Below are 25,371 nucleotides of genomic sequence, written 5' to 3'. Positions count from 1 at the left end.
GCTTGCGATCATGGCGGCAGCTGGCCAAACGCGCTTGAAGGCGAGGTCTCGGCTCGGCGGCTAGACGCTCAGCTCCGCACTCGCAAACAGGACCGCCTTGCCGGCAATCTTCACGCGGTTGCCTGACAGGGTGGCACGGAGCTCGCCTCCCCGCTCGGACGCCTGATAGCAGCTGAGTTCCGTCTTGCCCAGCCTCGCGCACCAGTACGGCGCGATCATGCAGTGCGTGCTGCCGGTTACGGGATCCTCGTCGATCGCGAGCTTGGGTGCAAAGACCCTTGAGACACAGTCGTACTTCTCGCCCTTCGCCGTCACTGCCACAAGGAGCCCGTCCAGCTCCTTCATGCGTCCCTGGTCGGGATGAAGGTCGCGGACGTCCTCCTCAGAGGGAAGCACGAGCAGAAGGTCGCGGTCGAGGTAGGCCTCCTCCGGCCGCACGCCAATCGCCGCCTCCATGGCATCGGTGACGGGTACGGCCGTGCAGGTGTAGGACGGAAAGTCCATCACAAGGAGGTCTCCCTGCCGCTCGACGGAACACTTGCCCACCTGCGTGTCGAAGGTAATGGACCCGGCATCCGGACAATAGAAGTGGAAGAGAACGAATGCGGTGCCGAGGGTCGCGTGACCGCAGAAGTCGATCTCGCCACCCGGCGTGAACCAGCGGAGGTGCCATCCCTCCGGCTCGTGCGCGACAAACGCCGTCTCCGAGAACCGGTTCTCCTTGGCGATGTCCTGCATCAGCTGGTCAGGGGGCCATTCGTCGACGACGCAGACGGCAGCCTGGTTCCCGCTGAAGAGTTGGTTGGTAAAGGCGTCCACGATGTACTGCCTCATGGCTGGCATGCCCCCGCCCTCGTTGCTCTATTGAGTCCCAAACATCATCCCACACCTCGGGACCACGGGCCGAGTTACCTTGGCGACGGGCCGACGTCTCGCAAAAACTACGCTCGCTCGCAGTACGCTCCCACCGCGGCGGCGGCAGACTCGGCGGCACCAGGACCGGCCGCCGCGTTCATGTTTCGCGTGAAGTCGCCACCGCTGCCGTATGCCTGGCCAAGCCCCGCCAGGATCTCGTTGGTGCAGTCGTAGTAGTTCTCGGTGATGAATGCCTGAATCTTTGCAACCTGAGCCAGCGCCTCCTCGCACGAAGGGTCGGCCCCTTCGGCGGACATCCGCCCAAACGGCACGAAGAGCTCCATCAGGCTCTTGCCCATCGCGACCTGCTCCTCCTTTGGCCTTCCGACCCACTTGTCCTCATATTCCTTCCATTGCGGGGTCTTTCCCCACGAAGCCTTCGCCTGCTCGGCGTATTCGTCCAGCTTGCTCGTGTCGAACGCTCGAATTCCAAGATGCTCCCCTCTTCGCCCCTTAGGGCCTTTGCCATGTCTATCAGGCTGCCGATGTGCTCCCGACGAAGTTCCAGAAGCTCGATCTGGTGGTCGAGCGCCTTCCGCAGGTCAAAGTCCGGGCTGTCGAGAATTGCCCCTATGTCGGCAAGCGAGAACTCCAGCTCCCGAAAGAGCATGATCTGCTGCAGCCGCGCCAGATCCTTGTCGCCATACAGCCTGTAGCCTGCCTCACTGCGGGCACTTGGCTTGAGCAGGCCTATCTTTTCGCAGTGATGCAACGTCCGCACGCTCACGTGCGCAAGCTCGCTGACTTCATGCACGGTTCTCACGGATGCTCCCCTCGCTCGTCTTGACCACCCTCCACACCCTGGCAAGCTAACAACTGGTAGAGTAGGAGTTGATGTATCTCAATTCCAATCGGGAGCATCAATGCCAACGCCAATGATTCATGGGCTGCGCTTCAAACAACTCGAACTCGATGGAAGAGCTTCCATATCTACCGACCTCACCGACGAACAAGCGTCTGGAATATATGTTTACGAGTTTACCGACGGCATGTGGTACGTCGGCAAGTCAAAAAACGTGAAGGCGCGACATGTACAGCACATGCATGATTACCGCCATGAATGCCCAGCCCGTATCCCGAAGAGAATGCTGTGGGCAGAGGTACACGGCAACGAGAGACAGCTCGACTACGCCGAAACACAGGCCATTGCCTGGTTCGAGCAAAGAGGATATCCGCTTCTCAACACCATGAAGACCGGAAGACCTCGCGGGGAAATGAGTATCGTAGTCGATACCGGAGCAGGCTGGGGCGTGCCCATCCCCTGGGAACGAGAGAACCTTCCGAAGAGCGCGCGCCCATTCAAGTACCAGCCCGACGAGGAGAAACGGAATCGTTTCGAAAAGCTGAAGAATATGAATTGCTACGCAGAGCTAGCAGCCCTGCTGCGCTACTACATCAGAGAGACAATACCGGCTCCGGAGGACACCGCAGGCACCCTCTGGACCGCCACGGCCCTCCCCACCACGAGCGGGGGGTCGCGCCTTTGCACTATATCCTGCCAGAACGCTGAGACTCTCGTTATCTTGAAGGGCGAGCCAGACAATCCCGGACCATTCGGCTTCGTGAATGTCAAGCAACCAGAAGGCGGGATGCTCCCCAAATGGAGAAAACGTTACAGGCAAGACTACGGAACGCTGCCGAACGCCATCGGGCTTTACTTCGACACGCTCAAGGAAGCCGACCGCCTACTACACAAGCAAAATGCCCTCGAAGCATGCTATCGTGCCAATGCCGAGCTAATGCGACGCGGCGCCTCCATGTACCGTCGCTTCAATAACCCTTACCTTGTTGAGGACCTCCTGCGAGAAACAGGAAGCAAGTAATGCTGCGCGCCATCTAGGCGTCAAGGCATCCATTCCCCCACCCCGACTTCTCCCGCTGCGTCATAAGGTATTTCATCTAGTCCATCTGGCCGACGAGGAAGGCCAGCATCCGCTCGAATGCATCCCGTGCGACCTTGTCCGTGCGCTCGGAGGCCACAAAGCAATGCGGCATCTTAAGGCCACGCTCGGCCAGCGGACCACCTATGCTCTTGCTTCCCCCCGAAAAGCCGCCGCCGTGGAAATAGACCAGCGTCGGCCTGCGTACAGAGGTATCCGCATCGGCCGAAGGCGAACAAAACTTATTCATCGGCGACTTGTAGTCTCATCCCATTCTCGTCTCGCCTCGTCTCCCACCCAATCTGCGTGACCGCCTCCGACAGCTGCCCATCATGCGTGACCAGCAGGAACGCGCCAGGAAAACCAATCAGCATACCTTGAAGCGCTTCGATGGAGCCCACATCGAGATGATTCGTCGGTTCATCGAGCACGAGGAGGCTGGGATTCGCAACAAGCTGCTGCGCGAGCATGAGCTTGCGGAGCTCTCCAGGGCTCAAATCGTCTCCATCGAGCAGTTTATCGGGGTCGGAATTCAACCGTGCCACGATCGAGAGGATGCGGCCCTTCGTCTCTTGGTCCTGACCTAGTAGTCGTCTCAGGGCCCGCCTGCGTTCTTCCGGTCCAACGTTCTGGGGGACGTACGCCACTTTGACGGTATCGGGAACAGATTCAATGACGCTTCGTACCACCAGGCTCTTTCCCGTTCCGTTCGCGCCAGTCAGCACCACGTGATCCATTGGCGAGATCCAGAGCTCTGGCACGTCTATCGAGAAATCACCAGCGGACAGCCGCGTCGCCTCTAGGTGCACCACGCAGCTCGAACGCGCGGCAATGCCGAACGCGCCGATAGTATGGTCGTATCGCTTCGAGACGACTCTCTTCGAGAGCTCTCCCTCGGCCTTTGCCAGCCGTTCACTCATATTGGACGAGAGCCTGCCAGCCACGCCGTCCTTTCCTGAGACTATGGCACGTCCAATCCTCTCCCGTGCGTCACTGTCGTGCTTGTCCAGGTTGCGCTTGCTGCGCCTGCCCTTCTGACGCGCCGCCTCCTCGCTTCTGCGCTGGACTTCCGCCTTCAAGCGCTTCGCTTCGCGGGCAGCCTTCTCGCGGTCCCTGATTGCAGCAGAGCGCTCAATGGCCGCTTGGACACTCGCCTTCGTGTACCCTCCGGGTCGCATGGTCCAACGCACCCCCTCGCACATCAGGCTCTGGCTCACAAGGCTATCCAGCAGAGCCCTGTCGTGCGAGATGAGAATTCCGATGCCGCCGAATGAAGCGAGGGCTTCCCTCACGATGTCGCGTGTCACGATGTCGAGGTCGTTTGTCGGCTCGTCCATGATAAGGACTTCCGGTCGCGCATAGAGCGCGCATGCGATCTGGAGCCGCTTCTGCTGACCGCCGGAGAGAGTGCCATAGCGCCAGAACCAGTCGTCTTCGACGCGAAGCAAAGCCCTTGCTCGTTGCGCCTCCTTGCCCCAGTCCGATGCGAGGTCGAAGAGATGGTCCGGTTCCTGGGTCGAATCCTGCTGGCAGTACGCCGAGAACAGCTTCGGGCTCACCGTTCCGGAATCTGGCACGATGGAGTGCGCGGCGATACGGGCAAGCGTGCTCTTCCCGCATCCGTTATCGCCGATGATGCCCGTCCATCCCGACGGAAACGCGACGCTGACATCATCGATGGCGGCCGATACCGTACCAGGGTAGGTATAGCTGATGTGATTGAGATTCAGTTGCATGGCGAGCTCCTTCGAGGGGAGGTCGCGCAAAGGGTCAGGCACGCGATGCATGAACTTGAAACAAGAAGATACTGAAGCGATGCGGCACCCTGAAGCGCGACCGGATTGGCAGAATGGTCGTATGGGGCGCCCGAAATGGGCATCGCTAGTTCTTCATCTAACCTGACCTAACTCGAAGCGGCGCTTGCCAAAGGCCCCGCCGATGAATTGTCGTCGAGCATTGTAGCGTGGCTCTGGCCTGGATGCAAAGCGGATTTGCAACCAGGCGAAGAACACCCTAATGACGCATCCCTGATGCTGTCCACACAATGCCAGGTGTTACGTTTTTGATCGGAGCCTGCGCAACAAACCTTCGATGTCGCTCCAGTGCAAAGCGAGCGGACTCCAGCAAGCCTTTGGGACTCGTAGCGCTTCTGCTCATGCTCCACGTCCCCATCGGCGGCAACGATACACGCTCGACGTCATAACGGGCAAGCGCAACTTGCCTGGCAGCAAATAGCAGGAGTCCTGGCTCAACAGCTTTGAAAGGCTTCCTGAGGCTTAAGAAACTCCTCTGCCGAACTGCGTTCGGCAGAGGAGGGGGCTGCGGTGGTGATATTTTTTCTTCTCCTACTGAACGATTTTTCCAATCTCTACTACACGATTTTCACCGTCACTACTGATGGATTTTCCGCAAGCACCGTTCCACACCTGGTCGAAGACCGCTACGCCCCCTGCACGCGCTTCTTGGTCAGCGTCCTCACGGGATGCAGTATCAGCAGCAGCGCGATCAGGCACACGCAGTTAAGCCCAAGGCTGATGGGATAGATGTTCATGATGGTCTGGAACGTGTGGCTGGCGGGGAAGACGACCGCAATCCAGAAGAAGCGCAGACCACAAATTACGATCATGGTGGTCAGCGCAGGCGGCGTGGACATGCCAAAGCCGCGCAGGTAGCCGCTTATGACCTCGTAGAACATGCTGAACGCGTACGCCGGGAAGATGGTGCACAGGCGCATGTAGCCGTACTTGACCACGGCGGGGTCCGGGTTGATGAGCCCCAGCACCTGGCGCCCCAAGAACACGGCAAACAGGATGAGAAGAGCGGTCGCCACGGCCCCCTCCGCCGCGCACACGGCAAGCACACGCTTGCAGCGGTCAAGGTTGCGCGCGCCATGGTTCTGGCCAACAAATGTGGTGCATGCCTGGCTGAACGAGTTCAGCAGGCTGTAGCACACGAACTCGATGTTCATGCCGGCGCTGGAGGCTGCCATGACCTCGGTGCCCAGGCTGTTGATGGCGCCCTGGATCACGATGTTGGCGATGGAGAACACGGCACTCTGGATGCCGGCGGGCAGACCTATCTGCACGATGGTACGCAGGCTCTTCCGGTCCACATGCAGGCGGTGCGGGTCGATGCGCACCGGCGAGTCCAGGCGCAGCAGGCGCACGAACAAAAGCACCGCGATGGTGGTGTAGCACAGGTCGGTGGCGATTGCCGAGCCGACCACGCCCCAACCGAACACGCCAATGAACAGCAGGTCCAGCACCACGTTCATCACGGCCGAGAGGCACAGCGCCTGCATGGGGAACTGGGCGTCTCCGTCGGCGCGAAGGATGGCCGCCTCGAAGTTGTACAGCAGGACGGACGGCATGCCCAGAAGGAACACGCGCAGGAACAGCACCGCGTCGGGCAGCGTCTCGGGCGGCACCTGCAAAAGCACCAGCACCGGCTGTGCCACCAGCTCGCCCAGCGCGATGACCGCGAGGCCCGCCAGCGCCATCAGGATGGAGGTGTGCGCCGCCCTCGACGCCGCCTCGTGGTCGCCAGCGCCCAGAGCGCTGGCGACCGTGACGTTGGTACCCAGCGAGATGCCCACGAACAGCACGATGATTAGGCTGGTCAGCTGCGTGTTTGCGCCGACGGCCGCCATGCCCACCGTGCCCTCGGGCCCCATCAGGCGACCGATCATCACGGTGTCGATCAGGCTGCTGAGCTGCTCCAGGATGCTGGTCAGCGCCACCGGAATGGCGAACCGCAGGACGTTCGTCCAGAGGTTGCCGGACAGGAATTGTATTTCGTGATGTTGTCGCGTCAAAACGCTCCTTCCAAAAACGGGACCACCCGCGTTTGCGGGCGGCCCCATCATTCTCTACCTGGTACCATCGCGCAAATGTGGCATCGCCATACGTCGGCGACGTCCTTCTTCATTCGGAAAGAAGAGCACCCGGCAGATGAACGAGCCTCCGTCCCTTGTTCACGCGCTACGCCTGCTTGGAGTAGTCGTTGGGGCCCCAGACCCAGGCGGGTGCCTCCTCGGGGACGTTGTAGTAGGTGCGCTGGGGGATGGCGTTAATCCGCGCCATCTCGTCGTCCGTGAGCTCGAAGCCGAAGATGTCAGCGTTGGATGCCATGTGCGCGGGGTTGGTGGTCTTCGGGAAGACGACGTTGCCCTCTTGCATGTGCCAGCGCAGGACGATTTGCGGCACGGACTTGCCGTACTTCTGGGCCAGCTCCTTAAAGACGGGCAGGCTCAGCAGCGCCTTGTCGCCGTGGCCCAGCGGATACCAACCCTCCCACACAAAGTGCTCGTCGGCAAGGGCGGCCTTGAGCGGATGCTGGTTCCAGCGGGGGTTCATCTGGACCTGGATGACGGCAGGCTTGATGGTGGCCACGTCCAGGATCTGGCGAATCTTGTGCTCGTTGAAGTTGGACAGACCGATGGAGCGGACCTTGCCCTCCTTTACGGCCTCCTCCATGGCGCGCCAGCCGTCAACGTACTCGCCATAGGGCTGGTGGAAGAGGAGAAGGTCGAGGTAGTCCATGTCCAGACGCTCCAGAGTCGCGTCGATGGCAGCCTTGCACTTCTGGTACGGATAATCCTGGGGGAACAGCTTGGACGTCACAAAGAGGTCCTCGCGCCTGGTGCCTGAGGCCTTGATGGCCTTGCCCACGGCCACCTCGTTGTAGTAGGCGTTCGCGGTGTCGATGTGGGTGTAGCCGGCGGCAATGGCCTCGGGCAGGTGCTTCTCGACGTCAGCTGAGCTCATCTGGAACACGCCATAGCCGAGCTGGGGAATCTTGTTGCCGTCGTTCATGGTCAGGTACTGCATGGTATTGCTTCCTTTCGTTGTGGATTGGGTACTAGGCGAACTTGCGCTCTACGCCTGCTTCGGAGCGTTCTCGAACCACTTCATGAAGCCGGCGACCACCTTGGGATCGCGATGGTCAAAGATGATGGACTTGTTTGCGTCCATGGAGGCAATCAGCGAACGGTCCTCCTTCGACAGCTGGAAGTCGAACACGTCGATGTTCTGGGCCATACGCTCCTTGTGCGTGGACTTGGGAATTACGATGACACCCAGGTCCATGAGGTAGCGCAGCGCCACCTGTCCGACGCCCTTGCCGTGCATCAGGCCGATGGCTGACAGCATGGGGTCGCTGAAGAAGCCGTTGGCGCCCTCGGCGAAGGGACCCCAGGCCTCATGGGCGATTCCCAGCTGGTCCATTACCTGATGGTTCTGCCTCTGCTGCCAGTACACGTGGGTCTCGACCTGGTTCACCATGGGCTTGATGCGCGCGAACGTGCTGATGTCCAGGATGCGGTTCACGTCGAAGTTGCTGACGCCGATGGCGCGAACCTTGCCCTGGTCGTAGGCCTTCTCGAGGTCGCGATAAGCTCCGTAGTAGTCGCCGTAGGCCTGGTGCAGCAGCATCAGATCCAGGTAGTCGGTACCCAAACGCTTCAGGGACTCATCGATGGAGCGCATGGTGTTGCCCTCGCCGTAGTTGGTCACCCAGACCTTGCTCGTGACGAACAGCTGGTCACGCGGCACGCCGGCCTTGGCTAAGGCGGCACCCACGCCCTCCTCGTTGTGATAGGCCTGCGCCGTGTCAATCAGGCGGTAGCCGGTATCGATAGCGTCCTTCACGCAGCGCTCCGTCTGCGCGTTGTCGATCTGGAACACGCCGTAGCCCAGCATGGGCATCTGGACTCCGTTGTAAAGCTCCTTGTACTCCATGGTCTCTCCTAATCCTTGTCCCCCAAGGGGTTGCTCCTTCTGTCGTTCTGTATACATCGTATGGACAACTGACCTGCATGTACAATGCGCAATTTCCTAGTTGCTATGCATTCATCTCATAGCATTTGCTAGCGTCGCCATAAAAACAGCCGCTGAGTCGCGGCTGCCCTTACTACGTTGACGCAGCGACGATCCGTTACAGACCCAGGCTCGAGACCCAGCTGTCAACGTCGTCGTTGCTGGCGCTTTCGCCGAAGCGGTGGCCATCCTGCCAGTCACCACTCCCCGCCAGGTTGGCCAAATCGCGGCCGGAGTTGCCCAGTCCGGAGGACATGGAGGTGCAGAACGGGTAGACCGTCTTGCCCGTGAAGTCGTTGTCACTGGCAAAGTGGGCGATGGGCCAGGCGTAGTTCATCCACCAGATGGGATAGCCAACGAAGACAACGTCGTAGTCCGCCCAGTTGTCGGGAGTGGTCACGCTCAGGGGAATGTCGCGCTGGCTCTGGTCCTGGTACTCCCTGACCACGCGGCTGGAGCTGTCGTTGAAGTTCAGGTCGTCGTTGCTGTAAGGCTGCGCGGGAGTGATCTCGAACGTATCGGCACCCAGGTCCTGGGCGATGCGTTGCCCCACGCGCCTGGTGTTCCCCGTGGCCGAGAAGTACGCAACGAGCACCTTGTGGGATCCACTGTTAGAAACGGCAGAACCGGAGCTCGCACCGCCGGTGGAGCTGGAGGAACTCGTGGACGCAGAACTACCAGAGCTAGACGAGCTACCGCCCGACGCGCAGGCGGAGAGCCCCAGTCCAGCGATGGTGGCAAAGGTGCCTGCGATAAACGACCTGCGGCTGATGATGTTCTGGAACGACATGGCCCTTCCTCTCAATTTTCGTTCTTGAGTTGCGATGCTTGCGCTATCTAAAAGTCTAGGTTTGATAAAACACGACGTACAATGCCTATTGTGTCAAATTGCGATTCACTATTTGCATAGCGTGACACCTCTAGTCACGGAAGAGCCAGCCCATGATGTCCGAGTCGTGGGGGAACAGCGCGCCGCCACCCGCATGCTGGCTGGCGCCAGCGCTGCGGCCATGGTCCGTGAAGTACGAGTCTGGCTTCACGTCCAGGACCACCAGTTCAGATATCTGGGCGTCGGTTAGCCCCTTCTGACGATATGCGTCGCAAATCTGCTGGTAGGTCGCGCGATCAGGATCTGAGCCGTAGTAGTCGTCGTGCAGGCCGATGGCCATGTAAACCGGCACCTGTGCATCGGTCAGAACGTCCAGGTTGCCGTCCCACCGGGATATGGTGTGCAGGGCGCGACGATACAGGTCCGGCCTTTGCCCCAGCACCAGCGAAATGGTCTCGCCGCCACCGGAGTTCCCCGAAAGGTACACGTGGCCCGCGTCTATGTTGTACGTGGCCAGCAGCCACTCGGTCAGCGCCACCACATCGTCAGCGGACTGCTGGCCCCAGTCGTCCAGCTGTGGCGAAGCCACAATCATGTTTGGGATGTAGTCGTTTGCCACGAAGGGGAAGTCCTCCACCAGGTTGGCGCCCACCCCCTGGAAGTAGAGACCCTCCCAGCCGGGGCACGAGACGTACAGCCTGTAGGCGGCCGACCCGTCGTAGCCGTCCGGCACGTGCAGGCTGAAGTGCAGGGTGCGGCCACCGACATCGAGGGAGTCATCCACAACGAAGCCGCGGTCCACTCTACTACCTTGAGTGAACTTGGCCTCGGTCGCGATGCCCGCCGAGGATGCGGGGCCCTGGGCACCACCATCCAGCTGGGAGACGTTCGCTCCCCCATCTGCAGGTGCACGCGAGCAACCCGACAGAATCGTCCCGACGCTCATGCCCATCAGAGCGCCCAGGAACCTTCGACGGCTGAAGGGATATTCCATGAACGACCTCCTATGAAGTAATCAGTTGTTGGAAAGGGCCGCAGCGGAAACCCCGCCGTGGCACAGCCACGTGCGAAGTCCGCTGCGGCCCCAAGGCAAACGCACTCAGAAGCGTTAGATTGTCTGCCCCAGCTTCTTTGCCTCGGAAGGGGTCGTGGCCATGCCGCCCCAGTCCATGCCGTACAGACCGGCGAAGCGGCTCATGGTGAACTCGCCCGCGTCGAGCATCCACTTCTCGGGAGAGGCGCCCTGGAAGACGAGATACAGCCTCCTGCCCGCAAGGCTCCCCGACCCCACCGGCCCGTAGAAGCGGTCCAGCAGGTTGCGCATCAGACCACAGATGTTGTGCCAGTACATGGGAGACCCCATGACCACCACCTGGGCCTGTTGGATCTTCTGGAGCACCTCGTCGAACTGGTCGTCGTCAAAGCGCTGTCCGTACGCGTAGATCTTGTAGTCGACCAGGTCCAGCTGTTCATAATCGCGACCGGCCAGCATTGCCTTAGCGAGGGCTGCGGTGTTCCCATCGTGGTTGGGGCTAGCGTTCACAAAGAGAATCTTGCTCATGGGTGAGACTTCCTTTCCGTGGGTGCAACTCGCACCTTCCTTTGGACGCCTTCAAGACTAGGCGCGCCTCGCACGGAAGTACAATGTCCAGGTTAGAAGTCGGTATTTGTAACACGCATACCATTGCGCTGTAAATGTGCCGTCATACCTCATAATTAACTATATACTTTGTATCTGACAGTGTTTGTATAGCATAGTCAAAGAAGGACTGCTCTGCGGCGTAGCCCTTCGTGCAGCATTGGAGGCCCTATGAACAAAGAGCGTCTGGTGGCGTTTACCGATGCCATCCTGGCAATCATCATGACCATCCTCGTACTGGCCCTAGAGCGACCCAGCGAGCCAACCCTACAGGCATTCTGGGCGCTACGGAACAGCTACCTGGCCTATGCGCTTTCGTTCTTCTGGTTGGGATCGCTTTGGATGGGCCTCAACGAGGTGTGGGACGGTGCGCGGCACATAGACAACGCCACGGTCCTATGGACGCTCGTCCTGCTGTTTCTTGCGTCCCTGATTCCCTACGCGACCGATCTCGTGAGCTATTACTTCGAGAGCCGCATCGTGCAGTGCGGTTATGGCCTTGTGGTCCTGCTGATGACAGGCGCCAACTGGATGCTGCATCGGACGCTCGAGAGGCCGAACGCGGACGTTCCCGAACTCATCGAGACCTCACGCAGGTACCGGAAGGTCCTTGGCCCTGACATCGCGATAAAGGTGGGTGCCCTCATGCTATCGCTCCTTATTTGGCCGCCAGCCACAATGGTGGGCGTTCTCGTCGCAGCCGCGTACTTCTTCGTGATGCGCTTCAGGTGGTCGCGCCAGGAGGCCTAGCGGCTCGGACATCCATGAGAAATCGAGCGGGACGACTGGCGATTGCCTGCCGTCCCGCTCCGTCGCTAGAGCCCCTGCGAGAAGAACGTCCCGAACTTCTGGATTGCGATCGCGTCCGTTCCAGCCGCTACCTCACGAAGTTCGTGAAGTGGGTCTTGCTGAGCTCCGGCGAGCCGTAGCGCTCGCGGCCATCGGCCAGAGACCGCATCATGAAGACCATGGAGTTCGCCAGGTTCCGCATGGTCTGAACGCCCTCCTCGTCCTCGTACACGTCCTCCGCCGTATAGCCATGGACGTCGTTCCAGTAGAGCGAAGGGGCAATGGGCATGCCCGAGATGCTGAAGAACTGGTTCAGCGCCTGGTAAGAGGCACTGTTGCCCCCACGTCTGCAGGACACTATGGAAGCGCCCACCTTCATCGTGAGGTCCGCCTCGCTGCTGTAGAACAGCCGCTGCGCAAAGCTGAGGAGCGTGCCGTTGGGATTTCCGTAGTACACCGGTGAGCCCAGGATGATGCCATCGGCTTCCTCCAGCTTTGGGAGCGTCTGGTTCACCAGGTCGTTGAACACGCATTTGCCCGTGGTCTTGCAGTAGCGGCATCCCGTACATCCGCGGATGTCCTTACTGCCAATGAGGATCTCCTCCGACTGCACCCCCTGCTGATCGAAAATCTTCGCGACCTCGGACATGGCGGTGTGGATGCACCCCTTTGGGTCGGGGCTTCCGTTGATCATAAGCACCTTCATGGCCGGCTCCTTAGTAGTCCGTGCTCTCGGCGATATGGCGCCACTTGCTAATTTCAGCCTTGCGGTCGTCCAAGGTCTTCGTCGCCACCTCGATCATCCCCCTCCCCAGAATCAGAACCTTGGGAGGTTGATTCATATGCACGGCGACGTACAGGGCCTCCCCCGCCTTCGCAGGATCCCCTGGTTGGTTGTAGGGGTTCTCACTCAGGTATTTCATGGATGCGGTGGCAGTCTTTTCGTAAGCCTCCGATTGGGTGTCCGGACTCTGTATGGCGGCGGCCCTGAACTCGGTCCGGAAGGCGCCGGGTTCCAGAATCATCACGTGGATTCCCAGTGGCTCGACCTCGTTGCCCAGCACGTCGCTCAGCATCTCGAGGGCGGCCTTGGACGCGACGTAGTAGGCGTTGCCCGTGGCACCTTCGAACATGACCCCCATGGAGGAGGTGTTCACGATCATCCCCTTGCCTGCCTTGCGCATGTGGGGCAGGACCTCACGAATCATTCCTACGGGGCCAAAGAAGTTCGTCTGGAACAGTAGGCTAATGTCCTCCGACGTGCTGTCCTCTACAGAGCCGAAGTGTCCCTTTCCAGCGTTGTTCACCAGTACGTCGATTCCACCGAACTCCTGAATCGTCCGAGCCGCCACGGCATGCCTTTGCGCAGGGTCGGTAACCTCCATAGGCAGCGGTAACACCCGGTCGCCAAACTGGTCTGCCAGGTCTTCTAGCTTGTGCGGGTCCCTGGCGGTGACCGCCACCCGGTCACCGTGAAGCAGAGCCGCCCTTGCGATGCCTCTGCCCAGTCCCGAAGACGCACCCGTAATCAGCCAAGTCATTGTGCTCATAAATAACCTTTCGCTTGGTGGACATCCGTTCTAAGGACCAGCCGTTCAAGCTCACGCGGCGAACGCCTGCTGGAGGAACGCATCATATCCGTCGATCCAGCCACCCACGGCACCAAAGCCGTGTGGCCAACCGCGCAGAGCGACACCCTGGACTTCGACGCCGGCCTGCTCGAGCGTCTGTATGTTTGCCTCAAACTCATGAACGAACGGGTCGCGCGACCCATACACGAAGTAGGTGGGCGGCAGGTCGCCAGCGCGCAGTTGGTCCACGTCCTTGCTGGCAACGGAGAGCCTCCCGTAGAACGAGTAGATCATCCCGTCCGCAGATACGTCCACGGGCTCCCCGTCCAGGTCGTCGGGCACGTACGTGGCATCGTAGTCGCGAGGGCTCCTGGTGCCATCCCAGTCCAGCAGCATCTGGCCTGCGGCTATGCCTCCCGCCGAGAAACCCATGACCGCCACCGCGTCGCGCTTTGGCAGTGCGTAGTCTTGCCAGTGACGCTGCACGAACCTAACCGCACGTGCCAGGTCAATGGCGCCCAGGTCACGGCTCAGACGATAATCCACGACGAAACACTGGTAGCCGCGATCAGCCAGCCTGCGAGCCGTCGGATATGCATCGCCACGTGCGCCACGATACATGAAGGCGCCACCAGCCTCCAAGAGCACCGCCCCCTTGACCGTGACCCCCTGGGGCACCGGGAAGGTGGTGACGGCGGCCCGGAAACCAGCGCTGTCGGCACCTAGGGCCCTACCACCACCCGGGACGTTGTCCTCGTCCCAGAGGTAGAACACCTGCTGGGTGCCGGAATCCAAGTTCTGCGGTTCTGACACGCTGCCTGCGACCAAAGACAGGTCAGGAATCACGTGGTCGGTAAAGTCCTCCCGCGGGATGGACTCGAAGTCCCGCCCCTCCTGATCGGATGGAATGTAAGGCCGTATGTTGCTACTCGTGGGCATATAGTCCTCCCCCAATGCGCTCTGATTCATCCTGGACGCCGACGCCACGTCGGTCTGCACCTGCGAGCTGTCCGATGCCTGGACGCCTTGGTCACCCGCCAGGGCACCCAGCCATACCGATCTCGCCTCATATAGCATCGCCAGTGCAAAAATGACGATGGCGCCTATGCCACCCCATACGGCGAGCTGCCGCCTTTTGCTCTTCTTCACCTATTTGCCTCCCAGAACGAAACGGCCTGGTCCAGCCATCCGTCGGCCACGGTGCCTGCACCCAGGCCAAAACCGTGCCTGAGCCCGTCGTAAACGTGGAATTCGGTCGGAATGCCCGCCGCAGACATCTGGCCCAGCCGCGCCTGCATCACGCGCCAGTTGGCGATGCCATCGGAGGTCCCCACGTTGGCGTAGGTGGGAGGGTCGGTCTGCGACCAGTCCGAGAGCCCCGTGTACTGGGTCACCACCGCGGCAGGCTGGGGCAAATCCCTCTGCCCGAACGACGCCGTGCCATAGCCGCCAACCCAGGCGGACATGCGCGCTCCTGCAGAGCCTCCACCCAGAAGGTAACCGTCGGTCTGGACGCCCAGCTCGTCGGCATGATCCCAGATGAACGAGATGGCCCGTGAGAGGTCCTCGCAAGCGGTCTGGGCCCCAGGCCTGTAGATGACGGCAAAGGCGTTGTATCCGCGCTTCGACAACTCGAGGGCATGGGGAAAGCTGTCGTGCATGGCTGCAACGTAGGCAAAGCCGCCACCGGCACTCCACACCGCGAACGGATTGCCGGCGTCTCCCCTAAAGAAGAACAGGCCTGTGTCCTGCTTTGCGGGGTCATCCGCCTTCTCCTGGTCGGAGTAGATGTCATAGAACACCTGCTGACCCGAGCTGGCCTTCTCGTAGAAGTAGTTGCAGATCTCGACCGTCTTGTCGGGGTCTATGCAGCTGTACCACGCCAGATTCATGCTTCCGAGCGTACTGCCGCTCATGTAGCCCTCGTCTACGGGAAACAGCAACCTGCCCCAGCTGCCGAACGCGGGATCGTTACGCACGTCATCTATGTTCGTGTTCTGCGAGAAGGGCTGCAGGTTGGTCGAGCCACCCTGCGTCTGGGCAGAGCCACCGTTGGACATCCGTGCTCCATTCGTTGATGTACTTACCGTCGCCCCACCAGAACCCGCACAGGCAGAAAGACCCGCCACCGCAAGGACGCCTGCCCCTCCCACCAGAAGGGATAGCGCGCTTCTTCTGGTGAACGAGTGACGAAGCTGGTTTGCCGCGCGAGGGAAACGGCGATCGTTGACTGACATTGGGCTTCACCTTGGCTGTCGCATGACGTCTTCGAGTCTCAGTATGCGGAACGAAAGTGCCCAAGTACAATATCCAGTAGGTATCTTAGTATTAGGTAACTGCATAGCATAATGTGATGCGATGTAACCTTAGGGTTTGGTCGACACGACCAGTCATCACTTCACAGTTATTATCGAGCGGCATATCATTGCTTTACGCATTAAATATATCTGCTGTTCACGCGGCTTGTTACTCCTCCTCGAGGCATTACCTAAGAGCCGGCATGCACGGGTTGTCACCCGTAGCGCCGCATGGTGCCAAGGGGAGGTTTTTATATTTCAGCTATTAATCATGTATTCGTTAATCTCATATATCTACTATGCGTAACCCGGGAGACCCGCTCCTGGCAATCAAGGGAAGGAAACGTTGGACATGAGGACCATCACAAGAAGAAGACTGCTACAAACCATGGGAGTGGGAGCGGCCGGCACCGCATTCGCGCGAACGGGTAATCCGTCGATCGACGGTCTAGCCTGGGACGCCTACGACTCGCAAAACCACAACACAGTCATGGATTGCTCTTCGTAGCCCTGCCGTGGCCACCCCTCAGTAGCGGCGGGCCATCAGTTGTCCCCGCATGTTGACCCTATACCGTTCCCGACCATCACTCTGGGAGGATGGTTCTATGTACAACCATCAGCTGGACACCTTCGTATACGTGGCGGAGTCGGGCAGCTTCATGCGCGCCGCACGGAAGCTGTACATCTCTCCCGCGGCGGTCGCAAAGCAGATGAATCTCCTGGAGGCGCACCTGGGGGGCAAAGCTGTTCCACAGGTCACACGCGGGGCTCACGCTGACCCGCGCGGGTCAGAGCTTTCTGCAGGACTCGCGGCACATCATCAGCTACTCGAAGGACGCGATTGCCCGCGCGCAGGCCATAAGTCGCTCCGATGGCGAAACCATCCGCGTGGGCATCTCGCCTCTGACGCCTTCCGCATCCTTCAAGAGGCTCCTTGCGCACGTGCACCAGGAAAACCCACGTCTGAGCATACGCGTGATGCCCTTCTCGAACGGACCAGAGGCCATACAGCTGAACCACCCGAGCATCCGCATTGTGGGCTTTCCCTACTTTGACGCCCAGGTGTTCAACAGATGCGTCCAAGAAGGGGTAGCGCTGGCAACGCTGCCCCTGTGGAAGGACGTCCACCCCAAGATGAGGACCGTTCCCACCGACTGGGACCTCTGGGCATCAGTAGGAATGCTGTACTCCCGCACGCCCAGCGAGGGAGTGCAGGAATTCGTGGACCTGCTGCAGTCCGCTGCCGAGCAAAGGCACTCGGGGTCGATGCAATAGCCCCTCATTCATCGATGTAAAAACGGCGCCCGCCTGCCCGGTTGGCAGGCGGGCGTCAGTTGCATCTAGCCCATGGGGTGCTAGCGGCACTCGGCCAGGATGTCAAACAGCTCGTCGCTGGAGAGTTTCTTTGCGCAGCCGGCAGTCAGAATGGCGGTGTCGGCAACTGCGCTCAGAGTCTGGTCCGATGCATCTCCACCCAGCTCAGCGAAGGTGGTCGGAAGGCCCATCTCCTTGATGAAGGCAGCCAACGCGTCGATGCCGCGGTAGGCGGTGTCCAAATCGGTCTCACCCTCCTGGACGTTCCAGACCTCCCTTGCCCAGCGCGCGAACTGCGTCGGGGCACTGGAGGCCAGGTGACGGTACACGTGCGGATGTATCACTGCGAGGCCCTTCCCATGGTTCGTGTGGGTGTAGGCACCGTACTGGTGCTGAATCATGTGGCACTGGAAGTCAGTGACCTTGCCGACCTTCAGCACGCCATTCTCCGCCATCGCGGAGTCGTACTCCAACTCGGAGCGAGCCTGCATGTTGCCGGAATCCTCCACGAGGGCGCGCATGTTGCGGATGATGTTGCGCTGGACAGCAAAGTTCATGTCATCCGACACGTTGTCCTGACGCGGGGTACCGAAGTAGGTCTCCATGCAGTGGCTCAGCGTGTCGAAGGCACCGCTAATCAGCTGGTCGTGGGGCACTGTGAGGGTGAACGCAGGATCCAGGACGGCCCACTTGGGCAGGGCCCCCAGGAAGGGACCCTTCACGTGCGTCTCCTCGTTGGTGATGACGGCGCCGTTGTTCTGCTCGGCACCCGTGCCAAACACCGTGACGACACAGCCCATGGGGATGAACTCGTTCGGCACCTTATGCTGGACGTGTTCGAACTCGTCGATGTCCTGGTCCAGCCAGGCCTGAGCCGAGATGACCTTGCAGCAGTCGAAGACCGATCCGCCACCTGCCGCCAGAATGAAGTCGACGTCCTCCTGACGCGCCAGGCGAGCACCCTCCTGCACCTTCTCGTAGGTGGGGTTGCTCATGATGCCACCAAAGTCCACGACCTTCTTGCCCGCGGCCTTGAACTCGGACACCAGGGTGTCGTATAGGCCGCTACGCTTCAGCGAGCCACCGCCATACGCCAGCATGACCACGTCACCCATCTGGGGAAGCTCGGCCTGGAGCGCACGGTCGAGGGAACCCTTGCCAAAGTAGTTCTTTACGGGGTAGTCATACACAAAGCTTTCCATGGTGAAACCGCCTCTCGTTCGATGAAACAATGCCTTGGATACGTTCTATGTACACTGCTACTCAACGTCGCTCAGCGCCTGCACCAGACAACGCTGCTCGCTCGCCAGCACCAGGAATCCGCACACACCAGTCAGCACGATCATCAGGAGCATCATGCCCTGGGCCGCGTCGATGGCGGCCACCTCCTGCATGCCAGACACGGCCATGGAGACGGCGGCCAGGCCAACCGCTGCACCCACCTGGTGGAACACGTTCACCACGCCCGAGGCAGCGCCGGAGATGTCCTCGCTAGCACCCGCGACACCCGCCACGGTAAGGGGGCTCACGATAAGAGCCTGACCCATGCCGATGAGCACCATGGGGATGGCAACCCCCAGCAGATAACCTGCCTGGACGCCAACGGCCCAGCCCAAGAACAGACCCAGGGCATCAATGACGCAGCCCAGGATGAGCACGCGGGCGTTCGAGAACTTGCGGGTCAGCGCGGGGACCGTGAGGGACGAGAAGAACTGCGTGACCGTTAGAGGCAGGAAGCCAACTGCCGCCACGAGCGGAGTGAAGCCATATACCTGCTGAAGCGCCGTAGGCATGAGGAAGAAGTACGACATGCTGGCGCCCATCATTAGGAAGCGGCCCACGTAGGCGGCGCTACGACCAAGGTCGCCAAAGAGGCGCAGCGGCATCAGGGGCACCTTGGCGCGACGCTCGCGCAGCACCAGAGCCACCAGGGCGACGACGGCGATGACGATCGAGACCTCACGACCAACGCGGCCGTCGATGCCATAGATAAGGCAGGCAAATCCGATGACCGAAAGGATGGCGCCCGCCCAGTCGACGTTCGAGCCGCTGGAACCACTCTTGCTGGGGATGAAGCGCAGCGTGAGGACTATCAGCAGGATTCCGACGGGCACGTCGATATAGAAGGCGTAGCGCCAGGATGCATAGGCAGTGATGAAGCCACCCAGAACCATGCCCACGCTGCTGCCGATGCCTGCCACCGTGCCATACGCCGCGATGGAACGTGTGCGCATCTGGCCCTCGTAGTTGTCTATCAGAAGAGCCAGGGTGGACGGCGCCAGCATGGAAGAGCCCATGCCCTGGAGGGCGCGCATCGCCACCAGCATGTTTCCGCTAGTGGCAGAGCCCACCATAAATGACGCGGCCGTAAAGACTGCCAGACCCGCCAGGAAAATCCTGCGACGGCCAATGATGTCGCCCAGCCTACCGCCCAAAAGAAGGAACCCGCCAAAAGTCAGGGCGTATGCCGTGCTGACCCATGAGACGGCAACGCTGTCCATGCCCAGTTCGCGTGCGATGCTGAGGCTGCTGGAGAACACCACCGAGTTGTCCATCAATATGAGGAAGTACCCCAATAGAACTATGGGGAGCACCGCCCCGAATCTCTGCTTTGTCTGTTCGGCCATTGCTGCACAGGCCTCCCTTCTGTCCAACCTGCGGAGGCCGGCTCGTCGTTTCTTTGTCTGTATTCAATCTACTAATCGCTGTGAGTGAAGTACAATGTTAGATTGGGTTATATCTATTCCTCAGATGCATAGCGTTAGGAGGCTTCAATGGAACTCGAGCAACTGCGACAACTGGTAGCCATCGCAGAATACGGAACCATGTCAAAGGCGGCCGAGCAGCTGCACATATCACAGCCGTCCATCAGCAGGAGCGTCCGCGCGCTGGAGCACGAGCTGGGACAGGACCTGTTTACTCACACGCGCAACAGCGTGATTTTGAACGACGCCGGAGCCATTGCCGTCGATGGGGCACGCAAGGTGCTGGCGGATGTGCAGACGATGCGCGGCGACCTGGACGAGCATGCAAAGCGCATGCGGACCATCAGGCTGGGCACCGTGGCCCCCGCCCCCATGTGGCTTCTCACCGAGCGAACGGTGGCCGCCCATCCCGGCACGATCTTCTCGACCGAGTACATGGATGAGCAGGATCTGGAAAAGGGCCTCCTTGACAGGACGGTAGATCTGGCCATCCTGATGCACCCGCTGGCCCTCCCCACCGTCAGCTCCCGCCGCCTGCTTACCGAGAACCTGTCGGTGGAAATGCCACCCAACAGCGACCTCGCTGGCATGGATCACGTGACCTGGAACGACCTCAACGGCAGGCCGTTTTTGGTGCTGGAGTCCATCGGATTCTGGATGGACGTCGTGCACGACAACCTGCCCGACTCGCAGATTATCGTGCAGCAGGACCCGCAGGTCTTTACGCAGCTGATAGCCTCGTCCGACCTGCTGAACTTCGTGACTGATGCGTCGGCGTTCTCGCACCCCACCACGGGACGCGTGCGCATCCCCATCTGGGGCACCGGCGCCAGCGCCACGTACTTCGCGGTATGCCTGAACGACTCGAGCGACCAGGTACGCCGAGTGCTCGACCTCTTTGAGGAATAGGCCACACATGAACAAGGGACGGAGGACCGTTCATCCCTTCGTCCCATGTTCATCCTTCTCTGACCCAGCTGTCGACATCGCTTTCGCTCGGGTTCTCCCTAAAGCGCTGGCAAGCCTACCAGTCACCGGTACCCGCAACAGTGGCCAAGTTCTTTGCGGAACTACCCAGGCCGGAGGAGATAGACGTGCAGAACGGGATGACCCTCTTGCCCGTGAAGTCGTTATCGCTGGCGAAGTGAGTGATGGGCGACGCGTAGTCGCCCCACCAGATGGGGTACCCCACAAAGACGGTGTCGTAGTCGGCCCAACCATCCGGGGTCGTCTGCCGCAGGGACACGTCGCGAAGGTTCTGGTCCTGGTATTCCTTGCTGACGCTGCTGGTGTCATCGTTGTAGCCCAGGTCGTCATCCGAGTAGGCCTGGGTGGGCAGGACCTCGAACGTGTTGCCACCGGCGTCCTGGGCGATGCGCTCTGCGACGCGCCTGGTGTGGCCCTGGGCCGAGAAGTACGCCACCAGGACCTTGCGGGAGTCGCTTTCTCCCGTGGCGCCGTCGTTGGAGTCTGATGCGGCAGTCGCAGATTGGGAGGAAGCCTGCGAGGAGCTCGAGCTGCCCGTCGAAGTGGATCCGCATGCTGAAAGGCCTGGCCCGGCAGCAATCGCAAACGCCCCCGTGACAAACATCCTGCGAGTGATGTCCTCATGGTTCCCCATGACCTTCTCCAATTCTGTCATGCAGCACCGGCACCCGAGCGAGCACCGCGACCTGACAACATGCGAGCCAACGCACCCAGGAACACAAACGGAGAGCCCGCCAACAGCACCTCAAGCACCCCATAGGCAACGGGCGCGTCGACGGCGACGCCTGTGAATCCGTACGCAAACGCCAGGTGCACGGGGAATCCCATGACCACGAAGTCGTAGCTGCCCAGGGCAAGAAGTGCAAGGCAGACCACAACAGAGAGCAGGCGCGCCGAGCCCTTTGCACTTCTCCACCAGCCCCGCAGGCCGCGACCGCAATGCGTCCCCACGTGGAATTGCGCCAGCACGTATATCCAGCATGCGAGTCCCGCGTGTACGGAACGCGACGTCCAGACGCCCAGAGGGCTCGGCAGGCGCAGGGGCAGCGCCGTCGTGAGCGGCCCAATCGTCAGCAGCAGTACCACGCCCATGCCCGCAAGCAGAAGGATGGGGACGGCAACCACCACCCTGAGCGGCGTCCACCGTCCCCTGCGAAGCGTCTTCCACCAGGGGCGGTTCAGGAGGTTGTGTGCGATGACGAGCACGAAGAAGCCGATGCCCAGCCACTCGTGGATGGCGAATCCCGTGAGCGAGCGCGCCACAAGGAATGCCAGGTCCAGGAGCATGGCCACGTCGACCAGGACCTTCATGCCCTTGCGCATGTTCCCCTGCATGTTGGTACTCCTAACTGCTTGCATGTTTGGGGTGGAGGGGCATTCGACTAGGGTGCACTCGATTGGAGGCGTGCTCAGCTACGGGCACGTTCGGCGGGGAGCACACATGAGCATGAACAAACCTCCGTCCCCCGTTCACGTTACAGCTGCTCGTACGCCTGGGCGTCGACGGGCTCCAGCCACTCGGCGCTGGCGCCCTCAGCGGTCACGGCCAGAGCGATGTGCTGGAACCACGAGTCCGCCGCGGCGCCGTGCCAGTGCTTGACCTCGGGCTGGATGCTCACCACGTCGCCTGGCTTCAGCTCCTGCGCGGGCTTGCCCCACTCCTGGTACCAGCCGCGACCGGCGATGCAGATGAGCACCTGGCCACCCCTGTGGTGAATGTGCCAGTTGTTGCGGCAGCCCGGATTGAACGGGGGGACAATTTTGTCCCCCCGTTCAACCGCCCCAGGTAAGTCCGTCTTAGAAATGCGCCGCGGGTCGCGTCAGCGGCTACTTTCTACCGCAATCCAGGCCCTTGTCGTCTGTATTGACGCCCTGTCAGCTCTTCTTGGCCTTCCCGATTAGTCTCGCTGCGGGCAATAGCAGAATCACGGCGACGATGAGGGATGCCAGGCCGCCGCCGAACGGCACATACATGAGCGCGAAGGCTCCCGGGATCGCGAGTGATACTCCGATGGACCAGAGAACCAGCTTCCTAATGATTGCTTGCCCCCGCCCGGCAACGTGGCGCTCCACTTCAGGCGAAGTGCGCATATGGCCTGCTGGCTTTGCCTCCGCGACCGTATTGACCTCCATGCTCCGATTGGCGGCGGCATCGTTCGCTTCGAGCTCTCGTAGCTTGGGCCTGTCCCTCTCGGCGAGCTCCGCCGCCTTCTTGGCTAGCGGTGACCCCTCGGAGATCGTGACCGAGCAGCGAATCGACCCGGAGTCGGCTTTGCCCAGGGCGACCTCGCATGCCACCGACCCCGGAAGGTCGTCTTCCGGTCCGAGCTGCATGAATTTGCGCACCTTCTCGGTTGCGCGTGCCGTGCAGGCACCGACCTCCCTCCCGTTGAGTCGCACGAAGTAGCGGGGCATGCCCTTCGACTTGCCGCTCGCAAACTCGCCCAGGGTCAGCTCGCCGCTCCCCGTCAGGCTCGTCGTCTGTCCCGGCAGCAGGTCGGATGCCGCCTCCCTCGTCGACTTGGACTGGGTCGCCGATATCTGCCTGGCGGACGGGTAGGGCTCGGTCACGAGGCTGAGGTACTCGGGGTCGCAGAGGAGCGAGCGGAAGCACCATGCCGTGGCCCTAGCGTCCTCGAGGGAGTCGTGCGCGGAGAAGGAGTACCCGTAGAACTTCGCGCAGTCGGTTAGCTTTGAGTACCTGTACCTTCCGCTGTCGCTCCAGGAGGAAGCCCCGCGAACCCTTAAGTACTCGAGCATCACGTCGAAGGTTTGGTCTGGGCTCCATTCGCTTCCGAATATCCCGGCAGCCCTCAGGAACCCCATGTCGAACTTCATGTTGTAGGCGACCAGGAGCCTGTCCCCTCCGAAGATCTCCCTGATCTGGGGAGCCAGCCTGTCGATGGTCGGGGCCCTCCTGACGTCCCTCGGGGAGATTCCGTGGATGCGCTCGGCGTCTGGCCACGACTTCCTTCGCGTCGGCCTGACGAGGCTGTCCATCAGCCTGTTCCCGAAGGCGTCGACGATGGACACCTGGAGCAGCTCGTCCAATCCCGGCCTAAGGCCAGTTGTCTCCGTGTCGAACACCACGACCCTGTCGAGGGGTACGCCCAGCAAAAGCGAGCATATGTCGGTCGTATCCATCGTCGCTCCCTACCCCTCGCGCATCTCGTCGGCGGACTGGACCCACACGACCGTCCCGATCACGGTCACGGGGCCGTCCTCCTCCCTGAGCACGATGTCCTCGTAGCCGTCCGTTCAGCGGGGGGGACAGTTTTGTCCCCCCGTTGAACGAATATTCCTGCGCTTGCCGCAATTGTCCATCCGTTCTCGGCCATCGTACGACAATCTCACTCAACGCACCCAGTCGTACAGGAACGGGAAGCCATGGCCTTCAGAGTCGTTACCATCGAACACCCGGCAGAGGTTCACGCTCGCTCCGGACAGCTCCAGGTTATTCAAGACCAGGGGACGGCCTCCATTCCGCTAGAGGACATCGCAATGCTCATCGCTGATGCCCCTAACATCAGGCTTTCAACCACGTGCCTTGGCGAGCTTTCTGCCCATCGCATCATGCTTGTCACGATGGGGAGAAACCATCTCCCCTGCACCCTAACCATCCCGATGGTTGCCAACGCACGACAGTCCCGCCTCACGGCTCGGCAGGCCGCCATGCCCGAAGCGTTCAAGGCCCCACTCTGTGGAAGAGGGTGGTTGTCTCGAAGATCGAGAACCAGGCGAGGGCGCTATCCATCCTTGGGCTAGACGGCGCAGAGGAGGTGTGGAGCTTCTCGCTTGGCGTTTGCCCTGGTGACCCGGACAACCGAGAGGGCGTCGCCGCCCGATGCTACTTCCAACATCTGCAGCCCGATCTCAACAGACGTTGCAGGGATCCCCTGAACAGTGCGCTCAACTACGGTGCTGCCATCGTGCAGGCAGCGGTAGCACGGTCACTCGTGGTCGCGGGGTTTGTTCCCGCGCTGGGGATTCACCATCATTCGCAGCTCAACGCCTTTAACCTTGCCGACGACATCATGGAGCCGCTCAGGCCGGTGGTCGACATTCTCGCCTTGGAGGTGGTCGAATCCTCGTGCGAGCTCTCCCGGCAGCAGCGCAGCAAGCTTCGCGGTGTGCTTCTGCGCACCGTATGTCTGGAGAACCAGAAGATGACGGTGCTCCGAGCGACCAACAGGATGGGAGAGTCACTGCGCGGCGCCACCACATGCGAAGACGCGAGCCTCATGCTCACTCCGACAATTTTGGCGCAAGGAACTGAGACGCAATGCGCATAGTGGTCATGCTCCGCCCCACAAACCGTCGGGGGACGAAAACCGAGTACACCGCCTATAGGAAGCGGCTCGTCACGCTGGGATACTCGCTCGTGCAGCCCGAGGTCTGCATACGCGCCGTCCCCAGCAGGAAGACGGCGGCACGCTGCCTTCGCGATCTCGAGGAGCACGTTCCCACAACGGGCTCCATCTGCGCCTTCTGCATGACGGAGCGTCAATTTGCAGGTGTGAGGTACCTAGTGGGCGGGAGGGACTACCAGGAGGAGCGCGTCGGCGTTCGAACGATGGTCGAGCTGTAGCGGTCTGACAGAAGAATTCGCCTCCGCCATTCGCGTGAGCC

General features: G+C 60.9%; 27 protein-coding genes and 1 pseudogene. 7 read left to right on the top strand and 21 right to left on the bottom strand.

Annotated elements, in window-relative coordinates; all coding sequences use genetic code 11:
• Positions 1-60 precede the first annotated feature (60 nt).
• From FYJ68_RS05075 to FYJ68_RS10480, 3 genes and pseudogenes are all read right to left on the bottom strand, one after another.
• Positions 61-843, bottom strand: coding sequence for a PhzF family phenazine biosynthesis protein (locus tag FYJ68_RS05075; protein ID WP_229772038.1), 783 nt, complete (start codon positions 841-843; stop codon positions 61-63).
• Positions 844-941: 98 nt separating this feature from the next.
• Complete coding sequence (locus FYJ68_RS10165; RefSeq protein ID WP_229772057.1) at positions 942-1,319, bottom strand: TipAS antibiotic-recognition domain-containing protein; 378 nt, start codon at positions 1,317-1,319, stop codon at positions 942-944.
• 212 nt (positions 1,320-1,531) lie between these two features.
• A pseudogene (locus FYJ68_RS10480) lies at positions 1,532-1,636 on the bottom strand (MerR family DNA-binding transcriptional regulator); the annotation flags it as partial.
• 142 nt (positions 1,637-1,778) lie between these two features.
• Here FYJ68_RS10480 and FYJ68_RS05065 point away from each other — a divergent pair.
• Positions 1,779-2,738: a GIY-YIG nuclease family protein gene (locus FYJ68_RS05065; RefSeq protein ID WP_154434639.1), complete on the top strand. Its 960-nt coding sequence runs from the start codon at positions 1,779-1,781 to the stop codon at positions 2,736-2,738.
• Between the two features lie 76 nt (positions 2,739-2,814).
• Here FYJ68_RS05065 and FYJ68_RS05060 read toward each other — a convergent pair whose 3' ends face one another.
• The 8 genes from FYJ68_RS05060 to FYJ68_RS05025 form a co-directional block, all read right to left on the bottom strand.
• Complete coding sequence (locus FYJ68_RS05060; RefSeq protein WP_154434638.1) at positions 2,815-3,045, bottom strand: hypothetical protein; 231 nt, start codon at positions 3,043-3,045, stop codon at positions 2,815-2,817.
• Positions 3,038-4,531: an ATP-binding cassette domain-containing protein gene (locus FYJ68_RS05055; protein WP_195837728.1), complete on the bottom strand. Its 1,494-nt coding sequence runs from the start codon at positions 4,529-4,531 to the stop codon at positions 3,038-3,040. The genes FYJ68_RS05060 and FYJ68_RS05055 overlap by 8 nt, the downstream gene beginning before the upstream one ends.
• Positions 4,532-5,235: 704 nt before the next feature.
• Positions 5,236-6,609, bottom strand: coding sequence for an MATE family efflux transporter (locus FYJ68_RS05050; protein WP_326832231.1), 1,374 nt, complete (start codon positions 6,607-6,609; stop codon positions 5,236-5,238).
• A 166-nt stretch (positions 6,610-6,775) separates the two neighbouring features.
• On the bottom strand, positions 6,776-7,624 hold the full coding sequence (locus tag FYJ68_RS05045; protein ID WP_154434634.1) for an aldo/keto reductase: 849 nt from the start codon (positions 7,622-7,624) through the stop codon (positions 6,776-6,778).
• Between the two features lie 48 nt (positions 7,625-7,672).
• The gene (locus tag FYJ68_RS05040; protein ID WP_154434632.1) at positions 7,673-8,533 is read right to left on the bottom strand and encodes an aldo/keto reductase; all 861 of its coding nucleotides are present in this window, start codon (positions 8,531-8,533) and stop codon (positions 7,673-7,675) included.
• Between the two features lie 196 nt (positions 8,534-8,729).
• Positions 8,730-9,401 (bottom strand): flavodoxin, encoded by a 672-nt coding sequence (locus FYJ68_RS05035; RefSeq protein WP_154434630.1) that lies wholly within the window; start codon positions 9,399-9,401, stop codon positions 8,730-8,732.
• Between the two features lie 130 nt (positions 9,402-9,531).
• Entirely contained in the window at positions 9,532-10,434 is a 903-nt protein-coding gene (locus tag FYJ68_RS05030) for a prolyl oligopeptidase family serine peptidase (RefSeq protein ID WP_229772037.1), read from the bottom strand.
• 114 nt (positions 10,435-10,548) lie between these two features.
• On the bottom strand, positions 10,549-11,001 hold the full coding sequence (locus tag FYJ68_RS05025; protein WP_154434628.1) for a flavodoxin family protein: 453 nt from the start codon (positions 10,999-11,001) through the stop codon (positions 10,549-10,551).
• A gap of 249 nt (positions 11,002-11,250) precedes the next feature.
• Here FYJ68_RS05025 and FYJ68_RS05020 point away from each other — a divergent pair, with 249 nt between their 5' ends.
• Positions 11,251-11,829: a TMEM175 family protein gene (locus FYJ68_RS05020; protein WP_154434626.1), complete on the top strand. Its 579-nt coding sequence runs from the start codon at positions 11,251-11,253 to the stop codon at positions 11,827-11,829.
• A gap of 127 nt (positions 11,830-11,956) precedes the next feature.
• On the opposite strand, the gene FYJ68_RS05015 is transcribed toward FYJ68_RS05020, so the two are convergent.
• Genes FYJ68_RS05015 through FYJ68_RS05000 form a run of 4 tightly spaced genes read right to left on the bottom strand, consistent with a single transcriptional unit; the run spans position 11,957 to position 15,499 of the window.
• Positions 11,957-12,574 (bottom strand): flavodoxin family protein, encoded by a 618-nt coding sequence (locus tag FYJ68_RS05015; RefSeq protein WP_154434624.1) that lies wholly within the window; start codon positions 12,572-12,574, stop codon positions 11,957-11,959.
• Between the two features lie 10 nt (positions 12,575-12,584).
• Positions 12,585-13,418, bottom strand: coding sequence for an SDR family NAD(P)-dependent oxidoreductase (locus FYJ68_RS05010; protein ID WP_154434622.1), 834 nt, complete (start codon positions 13,416-13,418; stop codon positions 12,585-12,587).
• A 51-nt stretch (positions 13,419-13,469) separates the two neighbouring features.
• Positions 13,470-14,588, bottom strand: a complete 1,119-nt coding sequence (locus tag FYJ68_RS10475) for an alpha/beta hydrolase (RefSeq protein ID WP_154434620.1) — start codon at positions 14,586-14,588, stop codon at positions 13,470-13,472.
• On the bottom strand, positions 14,585-15,499 hold the full coding sequence (locus tag FYJ68_RS05000) for an alpha/beta hydrolase (protein ID WP_229772036.1): 915 nt from the start codon (positions 15,497-15,499) through the stop codon (positions 14,585-14,587). The genes FYJ68_RS10475 and FYJ68_RS05000 overlap by 4 nt, the downstream gene beginning before the upstream one ends.
• Before the next feature lie 794 nt (positions 15,500-16,293).
• Between FYJ68_RS05000 and FYJ68_RS10545 the strand changes: the two genes are divergently transcribed.
• Positions 16,294-16,791: a helix-turn-helix domain-containing protein gene (locus FYJ68_RS10545; protein ID WP_154434616.1), complete on the top strand. Its 498-nt coding sequence runs from the start codon at positions 16,294-16,296 to the stop codon at positions 16,789-16,791.
• Positions 16,715-17,011, top strand: coding sequence for a hypothetical protein (locus tag FYJ68_RS09995; RefSeq protein ID WP_195837737.1), 297 nt, complete (start codon positions 16,715-16,717; stop codon positions 17,009-17,011). The genes FYJ68_RS10545 and FYJ68_RS09995 overlap by 77 nt, the downstream gene beginning before the upstream one ends.
• A gap of 80 nt (positions 17,012-17,091) precedes the next feature.
• Here FYJ68_RS09995 and FYJ68_RS04990 read toward each other — a convergent pair whose 3' ends face one another.
• On the bottom strand, positions 17,092-18,252 hold the full coding sequence (locus FYJ68_RS04990; protein WP_154434614.1) for an iron-containing alcohol dehydrogenase: 1,161 nt from the start codon (positions 18,250-18,252) through the stop codon (positions 17,092-17,094).
• Between the two features lie 57 nt (positions 18,253-18,309).
• Positions 18,310-19,677, bottom strand: a complete 1,368-nt coding sequence (locus tag FYJ68_RS04985; RefSeq protein ID WP_154434612.1) for an MFS transporter — start codon at positions 19,675-19,677, stop codon at positions 18,310-18,312.
• Between the two features lie 147 nt (positions 19,678-19,824).
• Between FYJ68_RS04985 and FYJ68_RS04980 the strand changes: the two genes are divergently transcribed.
• Positions 19,825-20,664 (top strand): LysR family transcriptional regulator, encoded by an 840-nt coding sequence (locus FYJ68_RS04980; RefSeq protein ID WP_154434610.1) that lies wholly within the window; start codon positions 19,825-19,827, stop codon positions 20,662-20,664.
• Positions 20,665-20,779: 115 nt separating this feature from the next.
• Here the strand turns inward: FYJ68_RS04980 and FYJ68_RS04975 are convergent, their stop codons facing one another.
• The 4 genes from FYJ68_RS04975 to FYJ68_RS04960 all read right to left on the bottom strand — a co-directional run bounded on the left by FYJ68_RS04975 (position 20,780) and on the right by FYJ68_RS04960 (position 23,886).
• Positions 20,780-21,397, bottom strand: a complete 618-nt coding sequence (locus FYJ68_RS04975) for a flavodoxin (protein ID WP_229772035.1) — start codon at positions 21,395-21,397, stop codon at positions 20,780-20,782.
• The gene (locus FYJ68_RS04970) at positions 21,394-22,077 is read right to left on the bottom strand and encodes a hypothetical protein (RefSeq protein WP_154434608.1); all 684 of its coding nucleotides are present in this window, start codon (positions 22,075-22,077) and stop codon (positions 21,394-21,396) included. Before FYJ68_RS04970 ends, FYJ68_RS04975 begins: the two co-directional genes overlap by 4 nt.
• 140 nt (positions 22,078-22,217) lie before the next feature.
• On the bottom strand, positions 22,218-22,502 hold the full coding sequence (locus tag FYJ68_RS04965) for a cupin domain-containing protein (RefSeq protein WP_326832242.1): 285 nt from the start codon (positions 22,500-22,502) through the stop codon (positions 22,218-22,220).
• A gap of 115 nt (positions 22,503-22,617) precedes the next feature.
• Positions 22,618-23,886 carry a 3'-5' exonuclease gene (locus tag FYJ68_RS04960; RefSeq protein ID WP_154434606.1) on the bottom strand — a complete coding sequence of 423 codons (1,269 nt, stop codon included), beginning with the start codon at positions 23,884-23,886 and terminating at the stop codon, positions 22,618-22,620.
• Positions 23,887-24,284: 398 nt separating this feature from the next.
• Between FYJ68_RS04960 and cas1 the strand changes: the two genes are divergently transcribed.
• Together cas1 and cas2 are read left to right on the top strand one after the other, a co-directional pair.
• Positions 24,285-25,034, top strand: a complete 750-nt coding sequence (gene cas1, locus FYJ68_RS04955; RefSeq protein WP_154434604.1) for a type II CRISPR-associated endonuclease Cas1 — start codon at positions 24,285-24,287, stop codon at positions 25,032-25,034.
• Positions 25,025-25,330: a CRISPR-associated endonuclease Cas2 gene (cas2, locus tag FYJ68_RS04950; RefSeq protein WP_154434602.1), complete on the top strand. Its 306-nt coding sequence runs from the start codon at positions 25,025-25,027 to the stop codon at positions 25,328-25,330. The genes cas1 and cas2 overlap by 10 nt, the downstream gene beginning before the upstream one ends.
• Positions 25,331-25,371 lie beyond the last annotated feature (41 nt).

Source organism: Olsenella porci (genome assembly GCF_009695875.1).
GTDB classification, from domain to species: Bacteria; Actinomycetota; Coriobacteriia; order Coriobacteriales; family Atopobiaceae; genus Olsenella_H; species Olsenella_H porci.
This window is presented reverse-complemented; position numbering and strand designations above follow the sequence as displayed.